At 68.9% G+C, this 23,325-nt stretch carries 17 protein-coding genes and 1 tRNA gene; 6 read left to right on the forward strand and 12 right to left on the reverse strand.

What is annotated here, in order from left to right; translation table 11 throughout:
* Positions 1-126: 126 nt before the first annotated feature.
* Positions 127-4,671, forward strand: coding sequence for a glutamate synthase large subunit (gltB, locus tag DIZ27_RS24350; protein WP_109380591.1), 4,545 nt, complete (start codon positions 127-129; stop codon positions 4,669-4,671).
* Complete coding sequence (locus tag DIZ27_RS24355; RefSeq protein ID WP_109380592.1) at positions 4,664-6,127, forward strand: glutamate synthase subunit beta; 1,464 nt, start codon at positions 4,664-4,666, stop codon at positions 6,125-6,127. Before gltB ends, DIZ27_RS24355 begins: the two co-directional genes overlap by 8 nt.
* Before the next feature lie 130 nt (positions 6,128-6,257).
* On the opposite strand, the gene DIZ27_RS24360 is transcribed toward DIZ27_RS24355, so the two are convergent.
* The 3 genes from DIZ27_RS24360 to DIZ27_RS24370 form a co-directional block, all read right to left on the reverse strand.
* Positions 6,258-7,100, reverse strand: a complete 843-nt coding sequence (locus DIZ27_RS24360; RefSeq protein WP_181383672.1) for a chitosanase — start codon at positions 7,098-7,100, stop codon at positions 6,258-6,260.
* Positions 7,101-7,159: 59 nt separating this feature from the next.
* Positions 7,160-8,089, reverse strand: coding sequence for a rhomboid family intramembrane serine protease (locus DIZ27_RS24365; protein WP_109380593.1), 930 nt, complete (start codon positions 8,087-8,089; stop codon positions 7,160-7,162).
* A 179-nt stretch (positions 8,090-8,268) separates the two neighbouring features.
* Positions 8,269-9,186, reverse strand: coding sequence for a hypothetical protein (locus DIZ27_RS24370; protein ID WP_109380594.1), 918 nt, complete (start codon positions 9,184-9,186; stop codon positions 8,269-8,271).
* A gap of 138 nt (positions 9,187-9,324) precedes the next feature.
* On the opposite strand from DIZ27_RS24370, the gene DIZ27_RS24375 reads away from it, so the two are divergent.
* The 3 genes from DIZ27_RS24375 to pyk all read left to right on the forward strand — a co-directional run bounded on the left by DIZ27_RS24375 (position 9,325) and on the right by pyk (position 13,952).
* Positions 9,325-9,687 carry a chorismate mutase gene (locus tag DIZ27_RS24375; RefSeq protein ID WP_109380595.1) on the forward strand — a complete coding sequence of 121 codons (363 nt, stop codon included), beginning with the start codon at positions 9,325-9,327 and terminating at the stop codon, positions 9,685-9,687.
* 104 nt (positions 9,688-9,791) lie between these two features.
* Complete coding sequence (gene pepN / locus DIZ27_RS24380) at positions 9,792-12,305, forward strand: aminopeptidase N (RefSeq protein ID WP_109380596.1); 2,514 nt, start codon at positions 9,792-9,794, stop codon at positions 12,303-12,305.
* 210 nt (positions 12,306-12,515) lie between these two features.
* A complete protein-coding gene (gene pyk, locus DIZ27_RS24385; protein ID WP_109380597.1) occupies positions 12,516-13,952 on the forward strand; it encodes a pyruvate kinase in 1,437 nt (478 codons plus the stop codon).
* A gap of 18 nt (positions 13,953-13,970) precedes the next feature.
* Here pyk and DIZ27_RS24390 read toward each other — a convergent pair whose 3' ends face one another.
* Entirely contained in the window at positions 13,971-14,726 is a 756-nt protein-coding gene (locus DIZ27_RS24390) for a helix-turn-helix domain-containing protein (RefSeq protein ID WP_109380598.1), read from the reverse strand.
* Positions 14,727-14,831: 105 nt separating this feature from the next.
* A tRNA-Leu gene (locus tag DIZ27_RS24395) sits at positions 14,832-14,906 on the reverse strand.
* A gap of 104 nt (positions 14,907-15,010) precedes the next feature.
* Here DIZ27_RS24395 and DIZ27_RS24400 point away from each other — a divergent pair.
* The gene (locus DIZ27_RS24400; protein ID WP_042166083.1) at positions 15,011-15,667 is read left to right on the forward strand and encodes an ANTAR domain-containing response regulator; all 657 of its coding nucleotides are present in this window, start codon (positions 15,011-15,013) and stop codon (positions 15,665-15,667) included.
* An 89-nt stretch (positions 15,668-15,756) separates the two neighbouring features.
* Here DIZ27_RS24400 and DIZ27_RS24405 read toward each other — a convergent pair whose 3' ends face one another.
* The 7 genes from DIZ27_RS24405 to DIZ27_RS24435 form a co-directional block, all read right to left on the reverse strand.
* Complete coding sequence (locus tag DIZ27_RS24405; RefSeq protein WP_109380599.1) at positions 15,757-16,473, reverse strand: ABC transporter ATP-binding protein; 717 nt, start codon at positions 16,471-16,473, stop codon at positions 15,757-15,759.
* A complete protein-coding gene (locus DIZ27_RS24410) occupies positions 16,470-17,369 on the reverse strand; it encodes an ABC transporter ATP-binding protein (RefSeq protein WP_181383666.1) in 900 nt (299 codons plus the stop codon). The genes DIZ27_RS24405 and DIZ27_RS24410 overlap by 4 nt, the downstream gene beginning before the upstream one ends.
* Positions 17,370-17,374: 5 nt before the next feature.
* Positions 17,375-19,198, reverse strand: coding sequence for a branched-chain amino acid ABC transporter permease (locus DIZ27_RS24415; RefSeq protein WP_109380601.1), 1,824 nt, complete (start codon positions 19,196-19,198; stop codon positions 17,375-17,377).
* A gap of 5 nt (positions 19,199-19,203) precedes the next feature.
* Positions 19,204-20,136, reverse strand: a complete 933-nt coding sequence (locus DIZ27_RS24420; protein WP_109380602.1) for a branched-chain amino acid ABC transporter permease — start codon at positions 20,134-20,136, stop codon at positions 19,204-19,206.
* A 108-nt stretch (positions 20,137-20,244) separates the two neighbouring features.
* A complete protein-coding gene (locus DIZ27_RS24425) occupies positions 20,245-21,477 on the reverse strand; it encodes a branched-chain amino acid ABC transporter substrate-binding protein (protein ID WP_109380603.1) in 1,233 nt (410 codons plus the stop codon).
* Positions 21,478-22,252: 775 nt separating this feature from the next.
* Positions 22,253-22,420 (reverse strand): hypothetical protein, encoded by a 168-nt coding sequence (locus tag DIZ27_RS45890; RefSeq protein ID WP_181383667.1) that lies wholly within the window; start codon positions 22,418-22,420, stop codon positions 22,253-22,255.
* Between the two features lie 327 nt (positions 22,421-22,747).
* The gene (locus tag DIZ27_RS24435) at positions 22,748-23,251 is read right to left on the reverse strand and encodes a PaaI family thioesterase (protein ID WP_109380604.1); all 504 of its coding nucleotides are present in this window, start codon (positions 23,249-23,251) and stop codon (positions 22,748-22,750) included.
* Positions 23,252-23,325 lie beyond the last annotated feature (74 nt).

Raw genomic sequence — 23,325 nt, forward strand, 5'->3', positions numbered from 1 at the left:
GTCACGCAGAGGGCCAGCGTCGTCCCTCGGCACTTGCCACACGCCACATGACGACGACGAGGAGAGCCGATGCGTATGCCGCGTCAGCCGTGCCAGCATTCCGCGCAAGGCCAGAACCGGTCCTCCATGGATGCCCGCCCCGCCCCCCAGGGCCTGTACGACCCCCGCGACGAGCACGACGCCTGCGGCGTGGGCTTCGTCGCCACCCTCACCGGCGAGGCGTCCCACACTCTGGTGGATCAGGCACTCACCGTCCTGCGCAACCTGGAGCACCGCGGCGCCACCGGCTCCGAGCCCGACTCCGGCGACGGCGCGGGCATCCTCTCCCAGATCCCGGACGCCTTCTTCCGCGAGGTGGCCGGCTTCGAACTGCCCGCGGCCGGCGCCTACGCCGTCGGCACCGCCTTCCTCCCCCTCGACGCGGCCGACGAGGCCGCCGCCCGCATCGAGGAGATCGCCCGCGACGAGGGCCTGACCGTCCTCGGCTGGCGCGACGTGCCCATCGCACCCGAGCTGCTCGGCGCCGCCGCCCGCTCCACGATGCCCGCCTTCCGCCAGATCTTCGTCACGGACCACGCGGCGACCGGCATCGACCTCGACCGCACGGCCTTCGCGCTGCGCAAGCGCGCCGAGCGCGAGGCCGGCGTCTACTTCCCGTCGCTGTCCGCGCGGACCATCGTCTACAAGGGCATGCTCACCACCGGCCAGCTGGAGCCTTTCTTCCCGGACCTGTCGGACCGCCGCTTCAGCTCCGCGATCGCGCTCGTGCACTCCCGGTTCTCCACGAACACCTTCCCGTCGTGGCCGCTCGCGCACCCCTACCGCTTCGTCGCCCACAACGGTGAGATCAACACCGTCAAGGGCAACCGCAACTGGATGCGCGCCCGCGAGTCCCAGCTGGTCTCCGACCTGTTCGGTCCCGAGAAGGACCTCGAGCGCATCTTCCCGGTGTGCACCCCCGACGCCTCCGACTCCGCCTCCTTCGACGAGGTCCTCGAACTGCTGCACCTCGGCGGGCGTTCGCTGCCGCACTCCGTGCTGATGATGATCCCGGAGGCGTGGGAGAACCACGCCTCGATGGAGCCGGCCAGGCGCGCCTTCTACCGGTACCACTCCACGATGATGGAGCCCTGGGACGGCCCCGCCTGCGTCACCTTCACCGACGGCACCCAGGTCGGCGCCGTACTCGACCGCAACGGCCTGCGCCCCGGCCGCTACTGGGTCACCGACGACGGCCTGGTCGTCCTCGGCTCCGAGGTCGGCGTCCTCGACATCGACCCGGCGAAGGTCGTCCGCAAGGGCCGCCTGCAGCCCGGCCGCATGTTCCTGGTGGACACCGCCGAGCACCGCGTCATCGAGGACGACGAGATCAAGGCCGCCCTCGCCGCCGAGCACCCCTACGCCCAGTGGCTGGAAGCCGGCGAGATCGAACTGTCCGACCTGCCCGAGCGCGAGCACATCGTGCACACCCACGCCTCGGTCACCCGACGCCAGCAGACCTTCGGCTACACCGAGGAGGAACTGCGCGTCCTGCTCGCCCCGATGGCCAAGACCGGCGCCGAGCCGATCGGCTCCATGGGCACCGACTCGCCGATCGCCGCGCTCTCCGACCGCCCCCGGCTGCTCTTCGACTACTTCACCCAGCTGTTCGCACAGGTCACCAACCCGCCGCTGGACGCGATCCGCGAAGAACTGGTCACCTCCCTGCGCAGCTCCCTGGGCCCCCAGGGCAACCTGCTCGAGCCGACGGCCGCGTCCTGCCGCTCCGTCGTCCTGCCCTTCCCGGTCATCGACAACGACGAGCTGGCCAAGCTCATCCACGTCAACGCCGACGGCGACCTGCCCGGCTTCAAGGCCGCCACCCTCTCCGGCCTCTACCGGGTCTCCGGCGGCGGCGACGCCCTCGCCGCCCGCATCGAGGAGATCTGCGCCGAGGCCGACGCCGCCATCGGCAACGGCGCCCGCCTGATCGTCCTGTCCGACCGGCACTCCGACGCCGAGCACGCGCCGATCCCGTCGCTGCTGCTCACCGCGGCCGTCCACCACCACCTCATCCGCACCAGGCAGCGCACCCGGGTGGGCCTCCTGGTCGAGGCCGGAGACGTCCGCGAGGTCCACCACGTGGCCCTCCTCATCGGCTTCGGCGCCGCCGCCGTCAACCCGTACCTGGCGATGGAGTCCGTCGAGGACCTCGTCCGCGCGGGCACCTTCCTGCAGGTCGTCGACGGCGAGCCCGAGAAGGCCATCCGCAACCTCATCCACGCCCTCGGCAAGGGCGTACTGAAGGTCATGTCCAAGATGGGCATCTCCACCGTCGCCTCCTACCGCGGCGCCCAGGTCTTCGAGGCCGTCGGCCTCGACGAGCGGTTCGTCGAGAAGTACTTCCACGGCACCGCCACCAAGATCGGCGGCATCGGCATCGACGTCGTCGCCCAGGAGGTCGCCGCCCGCCACGCCAAGGCGTACCCCGCCTCCGGCATCGCCCCCGCCCACCGCGCCCTCGACATCGGCGGCGAGTACCAGTGGCGCCGCGAGGGCGAACCGCACCTGTTCGACCCGGAGACCGTCTTCCGCCTCCAGCACTCCACGCGCTCCGGCCGCTACGACGTCTTCAAGCAGTACACCGACCGCGTCAACGAGCAGTCCGAACGCCTGATGACGCTGCGCGGCCTGTTCGGCTTCACCACCGACCGGAAGCCGGTCCCCCTCGACGAGGTCGAGCCGGCCTCCGAGATCGTCAAGCGGTTCTCCACCGGCGCCATGTCGTACGGCTCCATCTCCCAGGAGGCGCACGAGACCCTCGCCGTCGCCATGAACCAGCTCGGCGGCAAGTCCAACACCGGCGAGGGCGGCGAGGACCCCGAGCGCCTGTACGACCCGGCCCGCCGCTCCTCCATCAAGCAGGTCGCCTCCGGCCGCTTCGGCGTGACCTCCGAATACCTGGTCAACGCCGACGACATCCAGATCAAGATGGCCCAGGGAGCCAAGCCCGGCGAGGGCGGCCAGCTGCCCGGCCCCAAGGTCTACCCGTGGATCGCGAAGACCCGGCACTCGACACCCGGCGTGGGCCTCATCTCTCCGCCGCCGCACCACGACATCTACTCCATCGAGGACCTCGCCCAGCTCATCCACGACCTGAAGAACGCCAACCCCCAGGCGCGCATCCACGTCAAGCTGGTCTCCGAGGTCGGCGTCGGCACGGTCGCCGCGGGCGTGTCCAAGGCCCACGCGGACGTGGTGCTCATCTCCGGTCACGACGGCGGCACGGGTGCCTCCCCGCTGACCTCGCTCAAGCACGCGGGCGGTCCCTGGGAGCTGGGCCTCGCCGAGACCCAGCAGACCCTGCTGCTCAACGGCCTGCGCGACCGGATCGTCGTCCAGACCGACGGCCAGCTCAAGACCGGCCGGGACGTGGTCGTCGCCGCCCTCCTCGGCGCCGAGGAGTTCGGCTTCGCCACCGCACCCCTGGTCGTCTCCGGCTGCGTCATGATGCGCGTCTGCCACCTGGACACCTGCCCGGTCGGCATCGCCACCCAGAACCCGGTGCTGCGCGAGCGGTTCGCCGGCAAGGCCGAGCACGTCGTGAACTTCTTCCGGTTCATCGCCGAAGAGGTCCGCGAACTCCTCGCCGGACTCGGCTTCCGCTCCCTCGAGGAAGCCGTCGGCCACACCGAGGTCCTCGACGTGACCCGCGCCGTCGACCACTGGAAGGCGCAGGGCCTGGAACTGGCCCCGCTGCTCCACGTCCCGGACCTGCCCGACGGCGCCGTCCGCCACCAGGCCGTCCCCCAGGACCACGGACTGGCGAAGGCCCTCGACAACGAGCTGATCAAGCTCGCCGCCGACGCGCTCGCCGCCGACTGCGCCTCCGACGCCCAGCCGGTCCGCGCCCAGGTCGCCATCCGCAACATCAACCGCACCGTCGGCACCATGCTCGGCCACGAGGTGACGAAGAAGTTCGGCGGCGCCGGCCTGCCCGACGACACCATCGACATCACCTTCACCGGATCCGCCGGCCAGTCCTTCGGCGCCTTCGTCCCCCGCGGCATCACACTGCGCCTGGAGGGCGACGCCAACGACTACGTCGGCAAGGGCCTCTCCGGCGGCCGCCTCGTCATCCGCCCCGACCGGAGCGCCGACCACCTCGCCGAGTACAGCGTCATCGCCGGCAACACCCTCGCCTACGGCGCCACCGGCGGCGAGATGTTCCTGCGCGGCAAGGTCGGCGAGCGGTTCTGCGTGCGCAACTCCGGCGCGCTGGTCGTCTCCGAGGGCGTGGGCGACCACGGCTGCGAATACATGACCGGCGGCCACGCGGTCGTCCTCGGCGAGACCGGCCGCAACTTCGCGGCCGGCATGTCCGGTGGCGTCGCCTACGTCATCGACCTCGACCGGGACAACGTCAACGCCGGCAACCTGGACGCCGTCCACGAACTCGACGACACCGACCGCGCCCGGCTGCACGACGTGGTGCGCCGGCACCAGGAGGAGACGGGCTCCACCGTCGCCGCCAAGCTGCTCGCCGAGTGGGACACCGCGGTCGAGCGCTTCAGCAAGATCACCCCCCGTACGTACCAGGCAGTGCTCGCCGCCAAGGACGCCGCCGAGCGAGCCGGACTCTCCGAGTCCGACACCCACCAGAAGATGATGGAGGCGGCGACCCATGGCTGACCCGAAGGGCTTCTTGAACCACGGGCGCGAGGTCGCCACCTCCCGCCCGGTCACCGAACGCGTCAAGGACTGGAACGAGGTCCACGTCCCCGGCTCCCTGCTGCCGATCATCAGCAAGCAGGCCGGCCGCTGCATGGACTGCGGCATCCCGTTCTGCCACAACGGCTGCCCGCTGGGCAACCTCATCCCCGAGTGGAACGACTACGCCTACCGCGAGGACTGGCAGGCGGCCTCCGAGCGCCTGCACGCCACCAACAACTTCCCGGAGTTCACCGGCCGCCTGTGCCCCGCCCCGTGCGAATCGGCGTGCGTCCTCGGCATCAGCCAGCCGCCCGTCACCATCAAGAACGTCGAGGTCTCGATCATCGACAAGGCGTGGGAGACCGGCGACGTCGCCCCGCGCGTCCCCGAACGCCACTCCGGCAAGACCGTCGCGGTCGTCGGCTCCGGCCCCGCCGGCCTGGCCGCCGCCCAGCAGCTGACCCGGGCCGGCCACACCGTCGCCGTGTACGAACGGGCCGACCGCATCGGAGGCCTCCTGCGCTACGGCATCCCCGAGTTCAAGATGGAGAAGCGGCACATCAACCGCCGTATCGAGCAGATGCGCGCGGAGGGCACCAAGTTCCGCACGGGCATCGAGATCGGCCGTGACATGCCGGCCACCGCACTGCGCAAGCGGTACGACGCCGTCGTCCTCGCCGTCGGCGCGACCACGGCACGCGACCTGCCGGTACCGGGCCGCGAACTGGGCGGCATCCACCAGGCCATGGAATACCTGCCGCTGGCCAACAAGGTGCAGGAGGGCGACTACGTCACCCCGCCGATCTCCGCCGAGGGCAAGCACGTCGTCGTCATCGGCGGCGGCGACACCGGCGCCGACTGCGTGGGCACCGCCCACCGCCAGGGCGCCGCCTCCGTCACCCAGCTGGAGATCATGCCCCGCCCGGGCGAGGAACGGAACCCGCTCTCCCAGCCGTGGCCGACCTTCCCCATGCTCTACAAGGTCACCTCCGCGCACGAGGAGGGCGGCGAGCGGGTCTACTCCGTCTCCACCACCCGCTTCGAGGGCGACGTGGACGGCAACGTGCAGCGGCTGCACCTGACCGAGGTCGAATTCGTCGACGGCAAGCTCACCCACAAGCCCGGCACCGAGCGGGCGATCCCGGCCCAGCTGGTCACCCTCGCCATGGGTTTCACCGGCACCGACCGGGACAACGGCCTCGTCGAGCAGTTCGGCCTGGACCTCGACGAACGCGGTAATATCGCCCGCGACGCGGACTTCCAGACCAGCGTGCCGGGTGTCTTCGTCGCCGGTGACGCCGGCCGTGGACAGTCCCTCATCGTGTGGGCGATCGCCGAGGGCCGCTCCGCCGCGCGCGGCTGCGACCGCCACCTCACCGGCGCGAGCGACCTGCCCGCACCGATCCGCCCCACGGACCGCTCACTGATGGTGTGACGGACCGCCCCGCACAAGGGACCTGACGGTCCCCCACAGAGGTCCCGTACAACGGCGTACGGAACACCAGGTGGCGCCTGCCAGACGTCCCCGACCAGGACGAAACCGGGCAGGCGCCGCCGCATCCCGGTCAGGGGATCCGGAAGGTGCTCCCGTTCACCTGCCACGCCAGCGGCGTCGCCAGCTCCAGGTTCCCCTCCCGCAGGAACCGGCGCTGGGCGGTGTCCACCCGGGACGTGTCGGCGTCCGGCTTCCTCGCGAGCATGGCCGCGCGGCGCACCTCGAGGAACGCCTCCAGAAACGTTTTCTCGTCGCCGCCCTGCCCCGGCGTCTCCGCCTTGCGCATGGCCCGCTCCCGTATGCCGTAGAAACCGTCCGGGCCGGTGTCGGGGCCACGCCGGACCATCGCGTCGTAGTACACGAACTGGCCGAGCGTGCCGAGACCGTCCAGCTTGGCCATGCGCACCGCCGGATCGAAGTAGACCCGGTCGCGCTCGGCCTCCTGGGCCGCGCGGAACGCGGACTTCTCCGACTCCGCCCGCCAGGCCTCCGTGAAGCCCGGGTCCAGACCCTCGTGCGAGTCCGTGCCGTCCACCTCACGTAGCGCGGGCAGGAACTCCGCCAGCCCGTTGTCCGGGTGGTCCTCCGTGTAGCCCTCCACGAGGGCGAGCAGGTCGTGGGTGCCGGTGGTGAAGCCGACGATGCCGGCCGTGTAGCCGACACCGTCCCCGACGTCCTCGATGGTGCCGTAGGTCTCACGCCAGCGCAGCGTCGAGTTCTCGGCACTCGCCACGAGCTGCTGGGCGAGCTCCTTCTTCACCGGGTCGGCCAGGCCCGGCGGCCGGCTCGCCACCAGCGCGTCGTCCTTGGCCGACTCCGACTCGGCACGCTCCTTGGCCTGCTCACGCGCGTTCGACGAGGCGGACACGGCCGGACCGTTGCCGACGGCCGAACCGTCCGACCCCCCGGGCATCAGCATGTACACGGCCGTCGCCACCACGGGCACGGCTGCGATCAGCAGCGCTGGACGCCTCACTGGAAAACACCTCCACCGGTCAGATCCGCCACCTTGACCCCCGCCAGGGCGACGAGCAGCGCGAACAGCGCCAGACACGCCCCCGCCTGCAACAACGCACGGTGCCTGCCCCTGGGCACGTACGCGAAGGCCACCGCCACCGCACCGCCCGCCAGCAGCCCGCCCAGGTGCCCCTCCCACGACGTGAACACCGCGGAGACCACCAGCCACAGCAGCAGCCCCGCCATGAACCGGTTGACCCCGCCCATGTCGGCACCGATCCGACGCCCCATGACGTAGTACGCGGCCCCCAGCCCGAAGATCGCACCGGACGCCCCGACCACGACGTCCTGCGGCGCGAGCAGCAGCACCAGCACCGAACCACCCAGCGCCGACAGCAGATACAGGGCGAGATGGTGGACGCGCCCCAGCATCGGCTCGACGGCCCGGCCCAGGTTCCACAGCACCACCATGTTCATCACGATGTGCAGGACGCCGAACGTCCCCCCGGTGGGCGGCAGATGCAGGAACGCGCCGGTCAGCAGCCGGTACCACTCCCCGCCCGCCACACCCTCCGGACGGAAGTCCCCGAAGTACCCGCCCTCGACCCACACGTAGTGCCCGCCGTCCGGCCCGACCAGCCCCGCGCCCAGCATCGCGAACCGGTCCACGACCTCCGGCAGCGCCACCTCCGCCAGATAGGCCAGCACATTGATGACGATCAGTGCGTACGTCACCACCGGCACCGCCGACACCCGGCCACCCGCCACGGTGCGGGCCTGCCGCATCGACCGCACGCCCTCCTTCACGCACTCGGGACACTGGTGGCCCACGGCCGCCTCCCGCATGCAGTCCGGACAGATGTACCGCTCGCAGCGCACACAGCTGACGTGACACTCCACCTTGGGATGGCGGTAACAGGTGGTGACGGTGGACTCGGAATCCACGAACCGGCTCCTTGTGAGGGACGGGACGGACGAGCCGGCGGGGACGGCGGCGAACAAAAGTATCGAACACCGGTGCAGTCACGCGGAAGCGGGGTCGAAGTGCCCGCACCGCGCGCCACGGCCCGCACCCCGGGGAGCCGCAGACACCCACCCCGGACACCCGCCCCGGACGCCCGCCCCTACGTGTCGCACTCCAGCACCGTCCGGCACAACCCGCACCGCACCCGCACCCGCCCCCGCACCGCGACCCTGATCCGCTGATGACAGGTCGGACACGGGAACGACACCCGCAACGCCCCCTCACCATCACCGCCGGACGTGAAGCTGTACGGCACACCCCCCGACGCCGACGGAACCGCGACGAGACCCTGCCGCCGCTCCCGAGCCTGCCGGCGGTCCCGCGCGTACCGCCGACGCCCCACCCAGCCGGCCGCCGTCAACGGCGGCTGCTGCCCGTCCCGCCGCGCCAACTCCATCCCCTTCACATACGCCGCATAAGCCTGCGCACTGGTGAACCACACCGACGGATCCTCACCGAACACCAGCGACCGCTTCGCCAGCACATACCCGAACTCCTCCGGCGTGAGATACCCCAGCTTCTGCGACGACACCCCGTCCTCCCGGAACGCGTCCAGCAGCAGCCACCCCGCCCCCAGATACGTCGCCGCCGTGTCCGTCAGGATCTCGTTGTCCCGCGTACCGGGAAACGACAACCCCAGACGATGCAGATACACATGCATCACCTCATGCGCCAGCGCCGCCCCGATATCCCGCCGATGCGTCCGGAACCGATCATTCAGCTCCACGAAGTACTCCGGACCGGCCGCGAGCTCGACATTCGCCGCATGCCGCATCTCACGAAAACCGATGACCAACCGCGCATCCGGCAACCGGTAGTGCCGCACCAACTCCCGCGCCACCCGCTGCGCCCCCAGATGAAGATCGTCCATATCGCCGAACGCCACATCCACCGGAGCCACACTGGTCGAGAACGACCGCACCGTGTCGCACGACAAACGCCGGTACACCGCCGTGAGAGCCGACCGCACCGTCTCCAGATGCGGAAAGCCGTGCTCCACCGGCCCGCCGTTCGCCACGCCTCACCCCCAGGACGCCCAGAAACCGATTCCACCCTACGGCCCCGCCCCGACAACCGCCCTCGACCGACCACCCCGGCCGTCCACACCCCGAACACCACACCCCCCACCCGCCACCGCCCCGTAGGCTGCCACCCCATGACCACCAGCAACACCGGTACCGGAGACATCGACCCCGCAGTCCGCGAGGAACTCGTCCGGTTGCGCGACAGCATCGACAACATCGACGCCGCCGTCGTCCACATGCTCGCCGAACGCTTCAAATGCACCCAGCAGGTCGGCCGCCTCAAGGCCCGCCACCACCTGCCACCCGCCGACCCCGCCCGCGAAAGCCGGCAGATCACCCGACTGCGCACCCTCGCCGAGAACGCCAAACTCGACCCGGCCTTCGCCGAGAAATTCCTCAACTTCATCATCGCCGAGGTCATCCGCCACCACGAACACATCGCCGACACCACCACCAGGAACACCACCGGCAACTCCACACCCACCACCGACTGACACCCCCGAAAACCCGCAGAGGCGCGCATCGGGGAGCCCCCACAACACCGGGCAGGGACCACGTACCGATCCGCCTCTGTGCCACACCGGCGGCATCGGGCAGCATGGCCTGCATGTCCGTACTGACGCGCGACGAAGCGCACAACCGAGCACAGCTCCTCGACGTCCACCGCTACACGATCGAACTCGATCTCACCACCGGTGACGACACCTTCGACTCCCACACCCTGATCCGCTTCACCGTCCTCACCGACCAGGACGACACGGACACCTTCGTCGAAGTCAAGCCCGCCGAGCTGCGCTCCGTCACCCTCGACGGACACCCCCTCGACCCCGGCACCCTCCACGGCAACCGACTGCCGCTCAAGGGCCTCACCCCCGGCGAACACGAACTACGCCTCGACGCCACCATGCACTACTCCCGCACCGGCGAAGGCATGCACCGCTTCACCGACCCCGCCGACGGCGAGACCTACGTCTACACCCAGCTCTTCATGGACGACGTCCAACGCGTCTTCGCCGCCTTCGACCAGCCCGACCTCAAAGCCGTCTTCGAGATGACCGTCACCGCCCCCCACAACTGGACGGTCCTCGCCAACGGCATCACCGAACACCTCGGCCAAGGCCGCTGGAAAGCGGCCCCCACCCCCCTCATCTCCACCTACCTCGTCGCCGTCGCCGCAGGCCCCTGGCACACCGTAAGCACCGAACACCGCGGCCTGCCCTTCGCCCTCCACTGCCGCCGCTCCCTCGCACCCCACCTCGACGCCGACGCCGACGAACTCCTCGACATCACCCGCTCCTGCTTCGACCGCTACCACGAAAAATTCCAGGAACCCTACCCCTTCGACTCCTACGACCAGGCATTCGTCCCCGAATTCAACGCCGGCGCCATGGAGAACCCCGGACTCGTCACCTTCCGCGACGAATTCGTCTTCCGCTCCGCCGTCACCGACACCCAACGCCAGACCCGCGCCATGGTCATCGCCCACGAAATGGCCCACATGTGGTTCGGCGACCTCGTCACCCTCACCTGGTGGGACGACATCTGGCTCAACGAGTCCTTCGCCGAATACATGGGCTACCAGACCACCGCCGAAGCCACCCGCTTCGCCGACACCTGGACCGACTTCGGTATCACCCGCAAACCCTGGGGCTACGACGCCGACCAACGCCCCTCCACCCACCCCGTCGCCCCCGAGAACGTCCAGGACACCGCCTCCGCCCTCCTCAACTTCGACGGCATCTCCTACGCCAAGGGCGCCTCCGCACTACGCCAACTCGTCACCTGGCTCGGCGAAAAAGACTTCCTCGCCGGCATCAACACCCACATCGACCGGCACAAATTCGCCAACGCCACCCTCGCCGACTTCATCGACTCCCTCGCCTCCGCCACCGACCGCGACGTCCACGCCTGGGCCGACGCCTGGCTCCGCACCACCGGCGTCGACACCCTCACCCCCCAACTCCACACCGACAACGGACACTGGCACCTCGCCATCCGCCACGCGGACGGCGACAGCCGCCCCCACCGCATCACCCTCGGCCTCTACGACCACGACCTCGACGACACACGCGGCCTCACCCTCCGCACCCGCTTCGAAGCCGACCTCCCCACCCACGGCGACACCACCATCAGCGCCCCGGGCCCACGCCCCGCCCTCCTCGTCCTCAACGACGGCGACCTCACCTACGCCAAGATCCGCTTCGACGACGAGTCCTTCCGGACCATCCAGACCCGCCTGTCCGGACTGCCCGACCCCCTCACCCGCGCCGTCATCTGGAACGCCCTGCGCGACGCCGTCCGCGACGGCGACCTCCCCGCCACCACCTACCTGGACATCGCCCGCACCCACCTCCCGCACGAAACCGACCTCGCCCTCGTCCAAGGCGCCCTCACCTTCGCCACCACCCACCTCGCCGACCGCTACGTCACCCCCGAACAACGGCCCGCCGCCCTCACCACCCTCACCGACCTGTGCCGCGACCTCATCCGCCGCACCGAGGACGGCGACCACCCCGACCTGCGCCTCATCGCCGTACGCCACCGCATCGACACCGCCGCCCACCCCCACACCATCGCCGCCTGGCTCGCCGACGGCACCGTCCCCGGCGGCCCCGAACTCGACCCCGAACTCCGCTGGCGCATCCTCACCCGCCTCGCCGTCCTCGACGCCACCGACGAAACCGCCATCGCCGCCGAACTCGCCCACGACCCCAGCGCCACCGGCCAGGAAGGCGCCGCCCGCTGCCGCGCCGCCCTGCCCCACGAAGACGCCAAGGCCCGCGCCTGGGACGCCATGTTCCACACCGACGACCTGTCCAACTACCTGTTCACCGCCACCGCCCAGGGCTTCTGGCAACCCGAACAAGCAGACCTCGTACGCCCCTACGTCGCCCGCTACTACAAGGACGCCGTCGCCCTCGCCGCCCGCCGCGGCCCCGCCCTCGCCGAAGCCGCCGGCCGCTGGGCCTTCCCCGCCCACGCCGTCGACCCCGAAAACCTCCGCCTCGGCGAGAAATCCCTCCGCAAGGCCGACCCGACCCCCGCCCTCCGCCGCAAACTCGTCGACCAGCTCGACGACCTGGCCCGGGCACTGCGCGTACGCCAGGCATGAATTGCGGACGCTTTACTGTCGGGGGCGCCGCACCTCACGGCACCCCCGACAATGCGAACTCATGACCGAAATATGAACGGCAGTCATGAATGCTCATACGAGCACCCGGTCGCACAATTCAACTCTTGTCCATAACCATTCATGCGCAGTCCGCCGAACGGTCACATACGACCTCATCACTACCCATCGGTAAGCCCTAGGCTCAACACCATGCGCCGAGCAAAAATCGTCTGCACGCTGGGGCCCGCCACCGACACATACGACCAGATCAAAGACCTGGTCGACGCCGGAATGGACGTCGCCCGATTCAACCTCAGCCACGGCACCCACGCCGAGCACGAGGAGCGCTACCACCGCGTACGAAAAGCCGCCGACGAAACCGGCCGCAGCGTCGGCCTCCTCGCCGACCTCCAAGGCCCGAAAATCAGACTCGGCCACTTCACCGAAGGCCCCGTACTCCTCGAACACGGCGACACCTTCACCATCACCGTCGAAGACGGCGCCCAAGGCGACCGCCACACCAGCGGCACCACCCACGCCGGCCTCGCAGACGACGTCACCCCCGGCGAACGCATCCTCATCGACGACGGCAAAGTCACCCTCGAAGTCACCGCCATCGACGGCCCCCGCGTCCACACCACCGTCATCGAAGGCGGCATGGTCTCCGACCACAAAGGCCTCAACCTCCCCGGCGTCGCCGTCTCCGTCCCCGCCCTCTCCAAAAAGGACGAGGACGACCTCCGCTGGGCCCTGCGCACCGGCTTCGACACCATCGCCCTCTCCTTCGTACGCAGCGGACGCGACATCAAGGACGTCCACCGCATCATGGAAGAAGAAGGCCGCCGCCTCCCCGTCATCGCCAAAATCGAAAAACCCCAAGCCGTCGAGAACATCGACGACATCGTCGCCGCATTCGACGCCGTCATGATCGCTCGCGGAGACCTCGGCGTCGAAATGCCACTCGAACAAGTCCCCATCGTTCAAAAACGCGCCATCAAACTCGCCAAACGCAATGCCAAACCGGTCATCGTCGCCACCCAAATGCTCGACTCGATGATCGACAACGCCCGCCCCACCCGCGCCGAAGCCTCCGACGTCGCCAACGCCGTCATCGACGGCACCGACGCCGTCATGCTCTCCGGCGAAACCAGCGTCGGAAAACACGCCATCCACACCGTCCGCACCATGGCCCGCATCGTCGAAGCAGCCGAAGAAGACCTCCTCGCCAAAGGCCTCCCACCCCTCACCGAACGCAACAAACCCCGCACCCAAGGCGGCGCCGTGGCCCGCGCGGCAGCGGAAATCGGCGACTTCCTCGGCGCCAAGTTCCTCGTCGCCTTCACCCGCTCCGGCGACACCGCCCGCCGCCTCTCCCGCTACCGCTCACCCATCCCCCTCCTCGCCTTCACCACCGACCCCGCCACCCGCTCCCAACTCAGCCTCACCTGGGGCGTCGAAACCTTCCTCGGCCCCCACGTCGGCACCACCGACGCCATGGTCGACCAGGTCGACGAACTCCTGCTGCGGTACGCCCGCTGCGAGAAGGGCGACACGGTCGTCATCACGGCCGGCTCCCCTCCCGGCGTCCCCGGCTCGACCAACCTCGTCCGCGTCCACCACATCGGCGAGGACGACAGCCCCAAGTAGCCTTCACAGGGCCCCGGTTCAGTACTTGGGGCCCACGTGGCGGTCCATCAGGGCCACGGAGGCCTTCTTGGCGACGGAGACGTTGAAGGGGGCGCCGCCCCGGGTGCAGTGCGTCCACTCGACACCGAGCCGGTCCAGGGCGTCGGTGTACAGCCTCCGGATGTCGTCCGACTTGTTGGTGAAGAAGTACCTGGGGTACTCGTAGCGCTTCCGCTCACCGCCGACCACGCGGGTGGTCCAGTTGGTGATCCGGCACCCGTCGGAGTGAATGAGACCGCGGACGAACTCCCACGGGTGAGCCTCGACGACGGCCCGCTGCCAGGGCTCGAGGACGATCGGCCGCTCATGCTTCTTGCCGGGGCCGTGCTGGGGGAAGAGCCGTGGCCAGTAGAGGGAGTAGCTGGTGACCGCCACACAACCCTGCTTCGTCTGGACATAGAAGCCGATACCGGGGCGGACTCGAAGAATGGCTTCACGGCACTGCTCGATCAACCCTGGCCACGCGTCCGCGCAGGCGATCCGCAGGTAGTAGCCAGAACGCGGGTGCGCGCTGATGCAGCCATCGCCGAGGTAGAGGCCGAGGAGATAGGCGTACGCAGGCGCATCAGCAGGGGGCCCCGGATCTGGGGCCGCCATGCGTGGGGAGGGCTCCAGGTGCCGCTGCCAGGATCGGAGCGCGGCGCGCGAGATGCCCGTCTCACGGCTCACTGAATTGAGGCTGCGGCCCTGAGCCACCAATGCGAGTGCCTGCTTGCGGGTGCTGATGCCGTACATGTGCACACCGTGTGCCAGCGATCACAGCAACACGCAGCAAAAGGCGGATGTTCACCAGAACGTGGACATCCGCTTGGGGTGGAAATCTTGGAATCGAAGGAAAAGTGCCCCGGGTGGGATTCGAACCCACACTGTCGGTGGTTTGAGCACCGCTTCTCTAACCAGTTGGAATACCGGGGCCTGTGAAACGAAGGCTGGCGGTGGCCCGCCGTGCCCCCACCCTACCGCAGCTGGGTACGCTCTTGTCAGCAGTACCGGTCTGCCCCGCACCAAGGAGCCCCCACGTGAGCGTCCCCGAGTCGCCCCAGCCAGTAGACGCGTCCGACGACGACAAGTCGCACGTGCCTCCGATGACGACCCGTGTCGTGATCGCCGAGGACGAGGCGCTGATCCGGCTCGATCTCAAGGAGATGCTGGAGGAGGAGGGGTACACCGTCGTCGGTGAGGCCGGTGACGGTGAGCGGGCGGTGGAGCTGGCGCGGGAGCACCGGCCGGATCTGGTGATCCTCGATGTGAAGATGCCGAAGCTGGACGGTATCTCGGCGGCGGAGAAGATCGCCGAGGAGAGCATCGCGCCGGTGTTGATGCTGACGGCGTTCTCGCAGCGTGATCTGGTGGAGCGGGCGCGGGACGCGGGGGCGATGGCGTATCTGGTGAAGCCGTTCTCGAAGAGTGATGTGGTGCCGGCGATCGAGATGGCGGTGTCGCGGTTCACGGAGTTGCGGGAGCTGGAGCGTGAGGTCGCGGATCTGAGTCTGCGGCTGGAGACGCGGAAGCTGGTGGATCGGGCGAAGTCGGTGTTGCAGACGGTGTACGGGTTGTCGGAGCCGGCGGCGTTCCGGTGGATCCAGAAGACGTCGATGGACCGGCGGATGTCGATGCAGCAGGTGGCGCAGGCGGTCATCGATGACGCGGCGGAGAAGAAGGCGTCGAAGGGGTAGGTGTCGGTTGTGTGCTTGAGGCCCGGTTCCCGAGGGGGAGCCGGGCCTCAGTGCTGTGCTGTGCTGTGCTGTGTTGCGTTGTGGGTGGGTCAGTCGACGCCGAGGTAGGCCTTGCGGACGGATTCGTCGTGGAGGAGTTTCTGTCCGGTTCCGGAGAGGACGATGTTGCCGACTTCCATGACGTGGCCGTGGTCGGCGAGGGAGAGGGCGGCCTGGGCGTTCTGTTCGACGAGCAGGATGGTGGTGCCCTGGGATTTCAGCTCGGCGATGGTGGCCATGATTTTCTGCATCATGATCGGTGAGAGGCCCATGGAGGGTTCGTCGAGCATGAGGAGTTTGGGTTGGGACATGAGTGCTCTGCCCATGGCGAGCATTTGCTGTTCTCCGCCGGAGAGGGTTCCTGCGGCCTGTTTGCGGCGTTCTCCGAGGATGGGGAAGAGGTCGTAGGAGCGTTGGATGTCTTTCTCGATGCCTGCCTTGTCGTTGCGGAGGAAGGCGCCGAGGCGGAGGTTGTCCTCGATGGTCATGCGGGGGAAGATGTGGCGGCCTTCGGGGGAGTGGGCGAGGCCGTGGGCGACGATGTCGTGTGCCGGGATCTTCTTGAGGGATTTGCCGTTGAATTTGATCTGGCCGCCGATGGGCTTGAGGAGGCCGGAGAGGGTGCGCAAGGTGGTGGTTTTGCCTGCGCCGTTGGTGCCGATGAGGGTGACGACTTGGCCGGCTTCGACTTTGAAGGAGATTCCCTTGACGGCTTGGATCTTGCCGTAGGCGACTTTGAGGTCTTCGACTTCGAGCAGTGCGGTCATCGGTCGTTCTCCTTGCCGGGCGCGGCGTCCGTGGTGGCCTCGGCGGCTGCTTCCGCGGCTTCGACTTCGGCTGCTTCTTCGGCGCCGGGGTCGTTCGCGATGGGGTCTCCGATGTAGGCGGCGATGACGCGTTCGTCGGCCTGGACGGTGGCTGCGTCGCCTTCGACGAGTTTTTGTCCTTGGACGAGGACGGCGACGCGGTCGCAGAGGTTGAAGATGAACCGCATGTCGTGCTCGATGACGAGGACGGCGATGCCTTTGTCGCGGATGGCGAAGACGAGTTGTTCGGTGTCGCGGGTTTCTTGGGGGTTCATGCCGGCGGTGGGCTCGTCGAGGAGGAGGAGTCCGGGTTCGCTGGCGAGGGCGCGGGCGATTTCGAGGCGGCGTTGTTCGCCGTAGGGGAGGTTGCGGGAGAGGTGTTCGGCCTTGTCGGCGAGGCCGACGAACTCGAGGAGTTCCATGGCGCGTTCGCGGGAGGCGGCTTCGGCCTTGTGGAAGCCGGGGCCGCGCAGGAGGGCGGACCAGAGGCCTTCTTTGGTGCGGGTGTGGCGGCCGACGAGGACGTTTTCGAGGACCGTCATGTTGCTGAAGAGGCGGATGTTCTGGAAGGTGCGGGCGATGCCGGCGGCGGTGACCTTGAAGGACTTGGGGGGCAGGACCTTGTCCTTGTAGCGGACTTCGCCTTCGGTGGGGATGTAGAGGCCGGTGAGGCAGTTGAAGAAGGTGGTCTTGCCGGCGCCGTTGGGTCCGATGAGGCCGACGATTTCGCCGCTGTTGACGGTGAGGTCGACGTCGCGGACGGCGGTGAGGCCGCCGAAGCGCATGGTGACGCCTCGGGCGTCGAGGATGGTTTCGCCGGTGGGGGCGTTCTGGGTGGTGGTGTCGGTGGTGGTCATGGTGGTCAGGCCCCTGCCTTGCTGAGGACTGTGGGTGTTTCGGCCTCTGCGTGGAATTCGAGCTGGCGACGCCGGTTGGGGATGAGGCCTTCGGGCCGGAAGCGCATGAGGAGGACGAGGGCGAGGCCGAAGGCGATGAGCTGGTAGTCGCCGAGGAATTGGAGTTTGGCGGGGATGAGGTAGAGCAGGGCGGCGCCCACGAGGGGTCCGCTGATGGTGCCCATGCCGCCGAGGACGACTGCGGCGAGGAGGAAGGCGCTGTTGGGCGGGACGACGTGGGCGAACATGTACTGCTCGGGGGTGACGGTGTAGGTGACGTGGGCCTGGACGGTGCCGGCGAGGCCGGCGAGTGTGGCGCCGAGGGCGAAGGCGATGAGTTTGACGCGGAAGCCGTTGATGCCCATGGCGCGGGCGGCGGTTTCGTCTTCGCGGATGGCGACCCAGGCGCGGCCGATGCGGGAGTCGCTGCTGCGTCGGAAGACGACGACGACGATCAGCGTGATGAGGAGCATCAGCAGGAAGTAGTTGGCGAACCGGGCGATGGTGAAGCCGGCGATGGTGTGTTCCTGGCCGAAGTCGAAGCCGAGGATGTTGATGTTGGGGATGGAGGAGATGCCGTTGGAGCCGTTGGTGATGTCGGGTCCGGAGGTGCCGTCGGCGTTGAGGACGGCGAGGCGGAAGATTTCGCCGAAGCCGAGGGTGACGATGGCGAGGTAGTCGCCGCGGAGGCGGAGGGTGGGGGCTCCGATGAGGACGCCGAAGACCATGGCGACGGCTGCGCCGAGGAGGGCGCTGGCCCAGAAGGGGAGTTGGATGTCGAAGGGGCTGGAGGGGCTTCCGGAGACCATGGCGGCGGTGTAGGCGCCGACGCCGAGGAAGGCGACGTATCCGAGGTCGAGGAGGCCGGCGAGGCCGACGACGATGTTGAGGCCCAGGGCGACGGTGGCGAAGATGAGGATGTAGACGCCGATGGTGGCGTACTGGTCGTCGGACTGGGTGAAGGGGAAGGCGGCGGCGGCGACGAAGGCGCCGACCAGGGTGACGTTGCGGTGTTTGGCGGTGAGCGCGGAGACGTGGTTGATCAGTCCTGCTTTGGCGAGGGCGGCGAAGCCGAAGCCGGCGGTGATGAGGAAGCCGACGAAGAGTTCGTCGTAGGAGGTGCCGATGCCGTAGGTGAAGACCAGCAGGCCGACGGCGAGGGCGGCGACGATGATGAGGGTCTCGGCGTAGGCGGGCAGGGGGCGGGCGGGCCGGGTGCGGCCGCTCGCGACGGCTGCGCGCAGGATGGTGAAGGAGTGCCGCGTGTGGTGGCGGAACTGTTCCCAGCCGGTGTCGTCGGGGTCGTGGGGGTCGGGTTCGGGTCGTTCGAAGGGGAGGGCAAGGGCGCCGAGGAGTGCGGTGAGGGTGGCGACGGCCGCGATCCAGCCGCCGGGTTCGAGGTGGACGACTCCGCCGAGGGTGGCGCTGATGGCGATGATCGTGTACCAGGCGGTGGCGAAGGTGCCGGTGGCGGCGAGTTTGATGGCGCTGTCGGCTCCTGCGGGGGTGAGCCAGCGCAGGCCTTTGGTGTCGTAGGAGGCGAGGCCGAGGAGGGTGGTGAGGGCGCCGCCGATGAGAACGAGGACCTGGAGGCCGCCGGGGTAGCCGTAGACGGTGAGGTCGCCGGGGAAGGCGGAGGTCCAGGTCCAGGCGAGGAAGGTGGAGATGACGGTGAGGGCGCCGCCGGCGGTGGCGAGGGCGCGGCCGGTGTTCTCCGGGATGCCGATGAGGCCCTTGGGGGGTTCGGCGGTGGGGGAGCCGGGGGTCTGCGTGGTGGTTTGTGTGGTCATCGGTGTCACGCCCTGTCCGCGACGCGCTCGCCGAGGAGGCCTTGGGGCCTGAAGAGGAGCACGAGGATGAGGAGTACGAAGGCCCAGACGTTTGCCCAGGACTGGCTGCCGAACTGCTGCATGCCGGGGATGTCGGAGATGTAGGCGGTGGACAGGGCTTCGGCGATGCCGAGGACGAGGCCGCCGAGCATGGCTCCGTAGATGTTGCCGATTCCGCCGAGGACGGCGGCGGTGAAGGCCTTGAGTCCGAGGATGAAGCCCATGCGGAAGTCGATCTGGCCGTATTTGAGGCCGTAGGCGACGCCGCCGACGGCGGCGAAGACGGCGCCGAGGGCGAAGGCGACGACGATGATGCGGTCGGTGTTGATGCCCATGAGCTTGGCGGTGTCGGGGTCCTGGGCGGTGGCCTGCATGCCGCGTCCGGTGCGGGTGCGCATGACGAAGTAGCCGAGGACGGCCATGCTGAGGGGGGCGGCGCAGAGGACGAAGACGTCGCCGGTCTGGATGGTGACGTTGCCGATTTCGAAGGGTCCGCCGGGGATGTTGGGGAAGGTGCGGGCGGATTTCGCTTCGGGGTACCAGGCCCATACGGCTTGCTGGAGGGCGAGGGAGAGGCCGATGGCGGTGATGAGGGGGGCGAGGCGGGGGCCGCCGCGCAGGGGCCGGTAGGCGAACCGTTCCGCCCCTACGGCCACGGTGGTGGAGACGATCATGGCGCCGATCAGCATGAGCGGCAGGGCGATCAGCATGGAGGTGCCGTCGGGCAGGATGTAGACGTAGACCGTGAGTGCGCCGAAGGCGCCGGTCATGAAGATCTCGCCGTGGGCGAAGTTGATGAGCTGGACAATGCCGTAGACCATTGTGTAGCCGAGGGCGACCAGCCCGTACATGGATCCCAGTAGCAGGCCGTTGACCAGCTGCTGCGGCAGTTCGTTCACCGCATGTCCTCCGAGACGTTCGGAAAGTTCGATGGATGGGGCCGGATGTGAGTGCGCGCGGGGCGCCTGTGGTGCGGCGCCCCGCGCGGCTCGGTGGGTGCGGCTGGGTCAGCCGGTGTAGGTGCCGGACTTGACGTCGTTCCAGTCGTTGTTCTCGACGGCGTAGACGGTGAGCTGCTTGTTGGTGGCGTCGCCGTACTCGTCGAAGGAGACCTTGCCGGTGACTCCGTCGAAGGAGACGTCCTGCATGGCGGCGGTGACCTTTTCGCGGGCGTCGTCGGGCAGCTTGCCGTCGTTGTCCTCGACGACCTTCTTGACGGCCTCGATGATGGCCCAGCCGGAGTCGTAGCTGTAACCGCCGTAGGCCTCGTAGGCCTCCTTGTAGCCCGCGTCCTTGTAGTTGGCGACGAACTCCTTGGCGGAGGGGAGTTCTTCGACGGGGGCGCCGACGGAGGTGGCGAGGTCGCCGGTGCCGCTGGCGCCGGCGAGCTTGATGAAGTCGGCGCTGTAGATGCCGTCGCCGCCGACGAGCGGGATCTTGGCGCCGGCGGCCTTGATCTGCTTGCTGAGCGGGCCGGCCTGCGGGTATTCGCCGCCGTAGTAGACGACGTCGGCGCCGGAGGACTTGACCTTGGTGGCGACCGCGGAGAAGTCCTTGGTCTCGGGGTCGATGTGCTCGGTGCCGACGACCTTGCCGCCGAGCTTCTTGAACTCGGCGGTGAAGGTGGCGGCGAGGCCGGCGCCGTAGGTCTTCTTGTCGTCGATGACGAAGACCTTGCGCTTCTTGGAGTCGTTGTACAGGTACTGGGCGGCGAACGGGCCCTGGATGGCGTCCGTGGTCGCGGTGCGGAAGTACGACTTGTACGGGCGGGTCTGGGTCTTCTGCCAGTCGGCGCCCTGGGAGAGGGAGGGGTTGGTGTTGGCGGGTGAGACCTGGACGAGCTTGGCGTCGTCGAAGACCTTCTGCATGGCTTCGGCGACGGAGGAGTTCAGCGGGCCGACGACGCCGAGGACTTCGTCGTTGGCGACGAACTTGGTGGCGTTCTGCTGGCCGGAGGAGGGCTGTGCCTGGTCGTCGAGGGCTTCGACCTTGAAGGTGATGCCGTCGACGAGCTTCTCCTTGTTGGCGATCTTGGCGGCGAGGTCCACGGAGTTCTTGATTCCGAGGCCCAGCGCGGACAGGTCGCCGGTCAGTGGCGCGTCGACGCCGATGACCACGGTGGTGCCACCGCTGCCGGAGCCCGAGCTGCCGCCGTTGTCGTCGCGTGAGCCGCAGGCGGTGAGGGTGAGTGCTCCCGCCGCCAGTGTGGCGGTGATGGCGATGAGCGAACGTTGACGCACGATCCAGTCCTTTCCCCTGACGGTCGTTTCCCGGTGGAAACGGCCGAGTCGAGCGCTGGGCCGAAATGGCAATCGGGCGGCGCGGTGACTGGCCGTGACTCTAAGCGGGCGTGGGGAATATGGAGGAGGGTCTGGCCAAGGCTGTGACTCTCTTGTTATGACACGACGTATTGCAGAGCGGTACTCGGTGGGGGGAACGGCTGAATTCTCGCCGTTTTGCCCCGTCCGCATCATGAGAAACCGCAGGACCCGGCGGGGGGCGTTCAGGTGTATCAGCCGTTTTGGTGATTACTCGAATTCGTTGCTGCAGGCGACCTGTGTGGCCTGGAGGAAGTCCCGTGTGTGGCGTGATCCGGAGGCGAAGCGGAATACCTGTATTGCACACGCAATACGTAGAGTTACGGCCGGGGAGGGGGGCGCGACGTTCAGTGAAACGTTTCTGCCCTCCGTGGCGCGCGGGCCTGATAGTGATCTTGCGGAAGAAGGCCGATTCTTTGTCCGGAAAGGGGGTTGCGTGGGGCGGGGGTCACGGAAAGGCCGTGTACGGCCGGGATATCACCGTAACGATGGCCGTAGTGCCGGATTCCGCCCGGAGGCCGGTATTGAATACGAGGTTCCGTTTCCCTGTTTCGAGGGGTGTGACCTGCGGTTTCAGCGGGCGGCGGGGAGAGTGGTGAGCGTGGTTCCACGGGGCCGTCCCGCTCATCGCCGGGGCCCGGGCCCGGTGCGCCGGTGCGGTACCGCTCGGTGCGGGCCTCGCGTACCTGACGGTCGATCACCGCATGTGCGGCCTGGATGCCTTGGCGTTTTCTGACGGGGCGTGCGGCGTCCACCGCTGCGCGCAGGATGTCGTACCGGCCGTTTTGGACAGGCCCATCGACCGGTGGTCGCCGTGGGCGGTGCCCTCCAGCACCCCGCGGGACCGGTGGGCGACGAGGCGCACGCAGACGTCCTCGGCGGAGGTTGCCGAGGGTGACGGCGGGGGTGTGGGCGGGGGCGGGGTGCCGGTGCCGCCGGCTCCGGACGGGCCGCAGCCGGCGGTCGGGACGACCGTCAGGAGCGGTACCGCGGTGAGCGGGCGGTGAGCAGGGGAGCCGAGAGCCCGCCCGGCGGGCCGAAAGACGCCTCCCCGCTTCGTGTCCGAAACGGCGGGGCGCCCGCCGCCCGCGGGCAACGGCGGTGCGGGGCCGTGATGACGCCGGTCCGCGGTCGTGCCGGGAGACGGGTGCGGGGGCGGCCGCACGGCCGCCCCCGCACCCTCACCCACCGGTCAGTTCGTGGCGCCGGCCGCCCGCTCGGCGTCGCCCGGGTTGTTGCCCGGGTTCACGTCCCGCAGCAGACAGGTCAGCCGCGCGGTGCACACCCGCTTGTCCGCCTCGTCGCTGATGACGATCTCGTACGTCGCCGTGGACCGCCCCCGGTGCACCGGGGTGGCGACGCCGGTGACCAGGCCGGAGCGGGCGCCCCGGTGGTGGGTGCAGTTGAGGTCGACGCCCACGGCGATCTTGTCGGCGCCGCCGTGCAGCATCGACCCCACCGAGCCCAGGGTCTCGGCCAGTACGGCGGACGCGCCGCCGTGCAGCAGCCCGTAGGGCTGGGTGTTGCCCTCCACCGGCATCGTCCCGACGACCCGCTCGGCCGAGGCCTCCAGTATCTGCACGCCCATGCGCGTACCGAGATGGCCCGCGGAGAAGAGCGCCTGCAGATCCACGCCGAGCGCGGCGTACTCGTCGATGACCTCTTGCGGGAACTTCACGTGCTGCTGCTCTCCCATGGGGCCCGGCTCCGTTCGTCGTGATCACTACGGCAATACGGCACTGCGGCGCCGCCGCGACCGCGGCGGTGGCC

This window comes from Streptomyces sp. NWU339, from assembly GCF_003143855.1.
Classification (GTDB): domain Bacteria; phylum Actinomycetota; class Actinomycetes; order Streptomycetales; family Streptomycetaceae; genus Streptomyces.

Coding starts and splice junctions, on each gene's coding strand:
- pepN (WP_109380596.1), top strand. CDS start 9,792: ATGGCCTGCATGTCCGTACTGACGCGCGACGAAGCGCACAACCGAGCA.
- DIZ27_RS24410 (WP_181383666.1), bottom strand. CDS start 17,369: ATGACCACCACCGACACCACCACCCAGAACGCCCCCACCGGCGAAACC.
- DIZ27_RS24355 (WP_109380592.1), top strand. CDS start 4,664: ATGGCTGACCCGAAGGGCTTCTTGAACCACGGGCGCGAGGTCGCCACC.
- pyk (WP_109380597.1), top strand. CDS start 12,516: ATGCGCCGAGCAAAAATCGTCTGCACGCTGGGGCCCGCCACCGACACA.
- DIZ27_RS24405 (WP_109380599.1), bottom strand. CDS start 16,473: ATGACCGCACTGCTCGAAGTCGAAGACCTCAAAGTCGCCTACGGCAAG.
- DIZ27_RS24415 (WP_109380601.1), bottom strand. CDS start 19,198: ATGACCACACAAACCACCACGCAGACCCCCGGCTCCCCCACCGCCGAA.
- DIZ27_RS24375 (WP_109380595.1), top strand. CDS start 9,325: ATGACCACCAGCAACACCGGTACCGGAGACATCGACCCCGCAGTCCGC.
- DIZ27_RS24360 (WP_181383672.1), bottom strand. CDS start 7,100: ATGCCCGGGGGGTCGGACGGTTCGGCCGTCGGCAACGGTCCGGCCGTG.
- gltB (WP_109380591.1), top strand. CDS start 127: ATGGATGCCCGCCCCGCCCCCCAGGGCCTGTACGACCCCCGCGACGAG.
- DIZ27_RS24435 (WP_109380604.1), bottom strand. CDS start 23,251: ATGGGAGAGCAGCAGCACGTGAAGTTCCCGCAAGAGGTCATCGACGAG.
- DIZ27_RS24390 (WP_109380598.1), bottom strand. CDS start 14,726: ATGTACGGCATCAGCACCCGCAAGCAGGCACTCGCATTGGTGGCTCAG.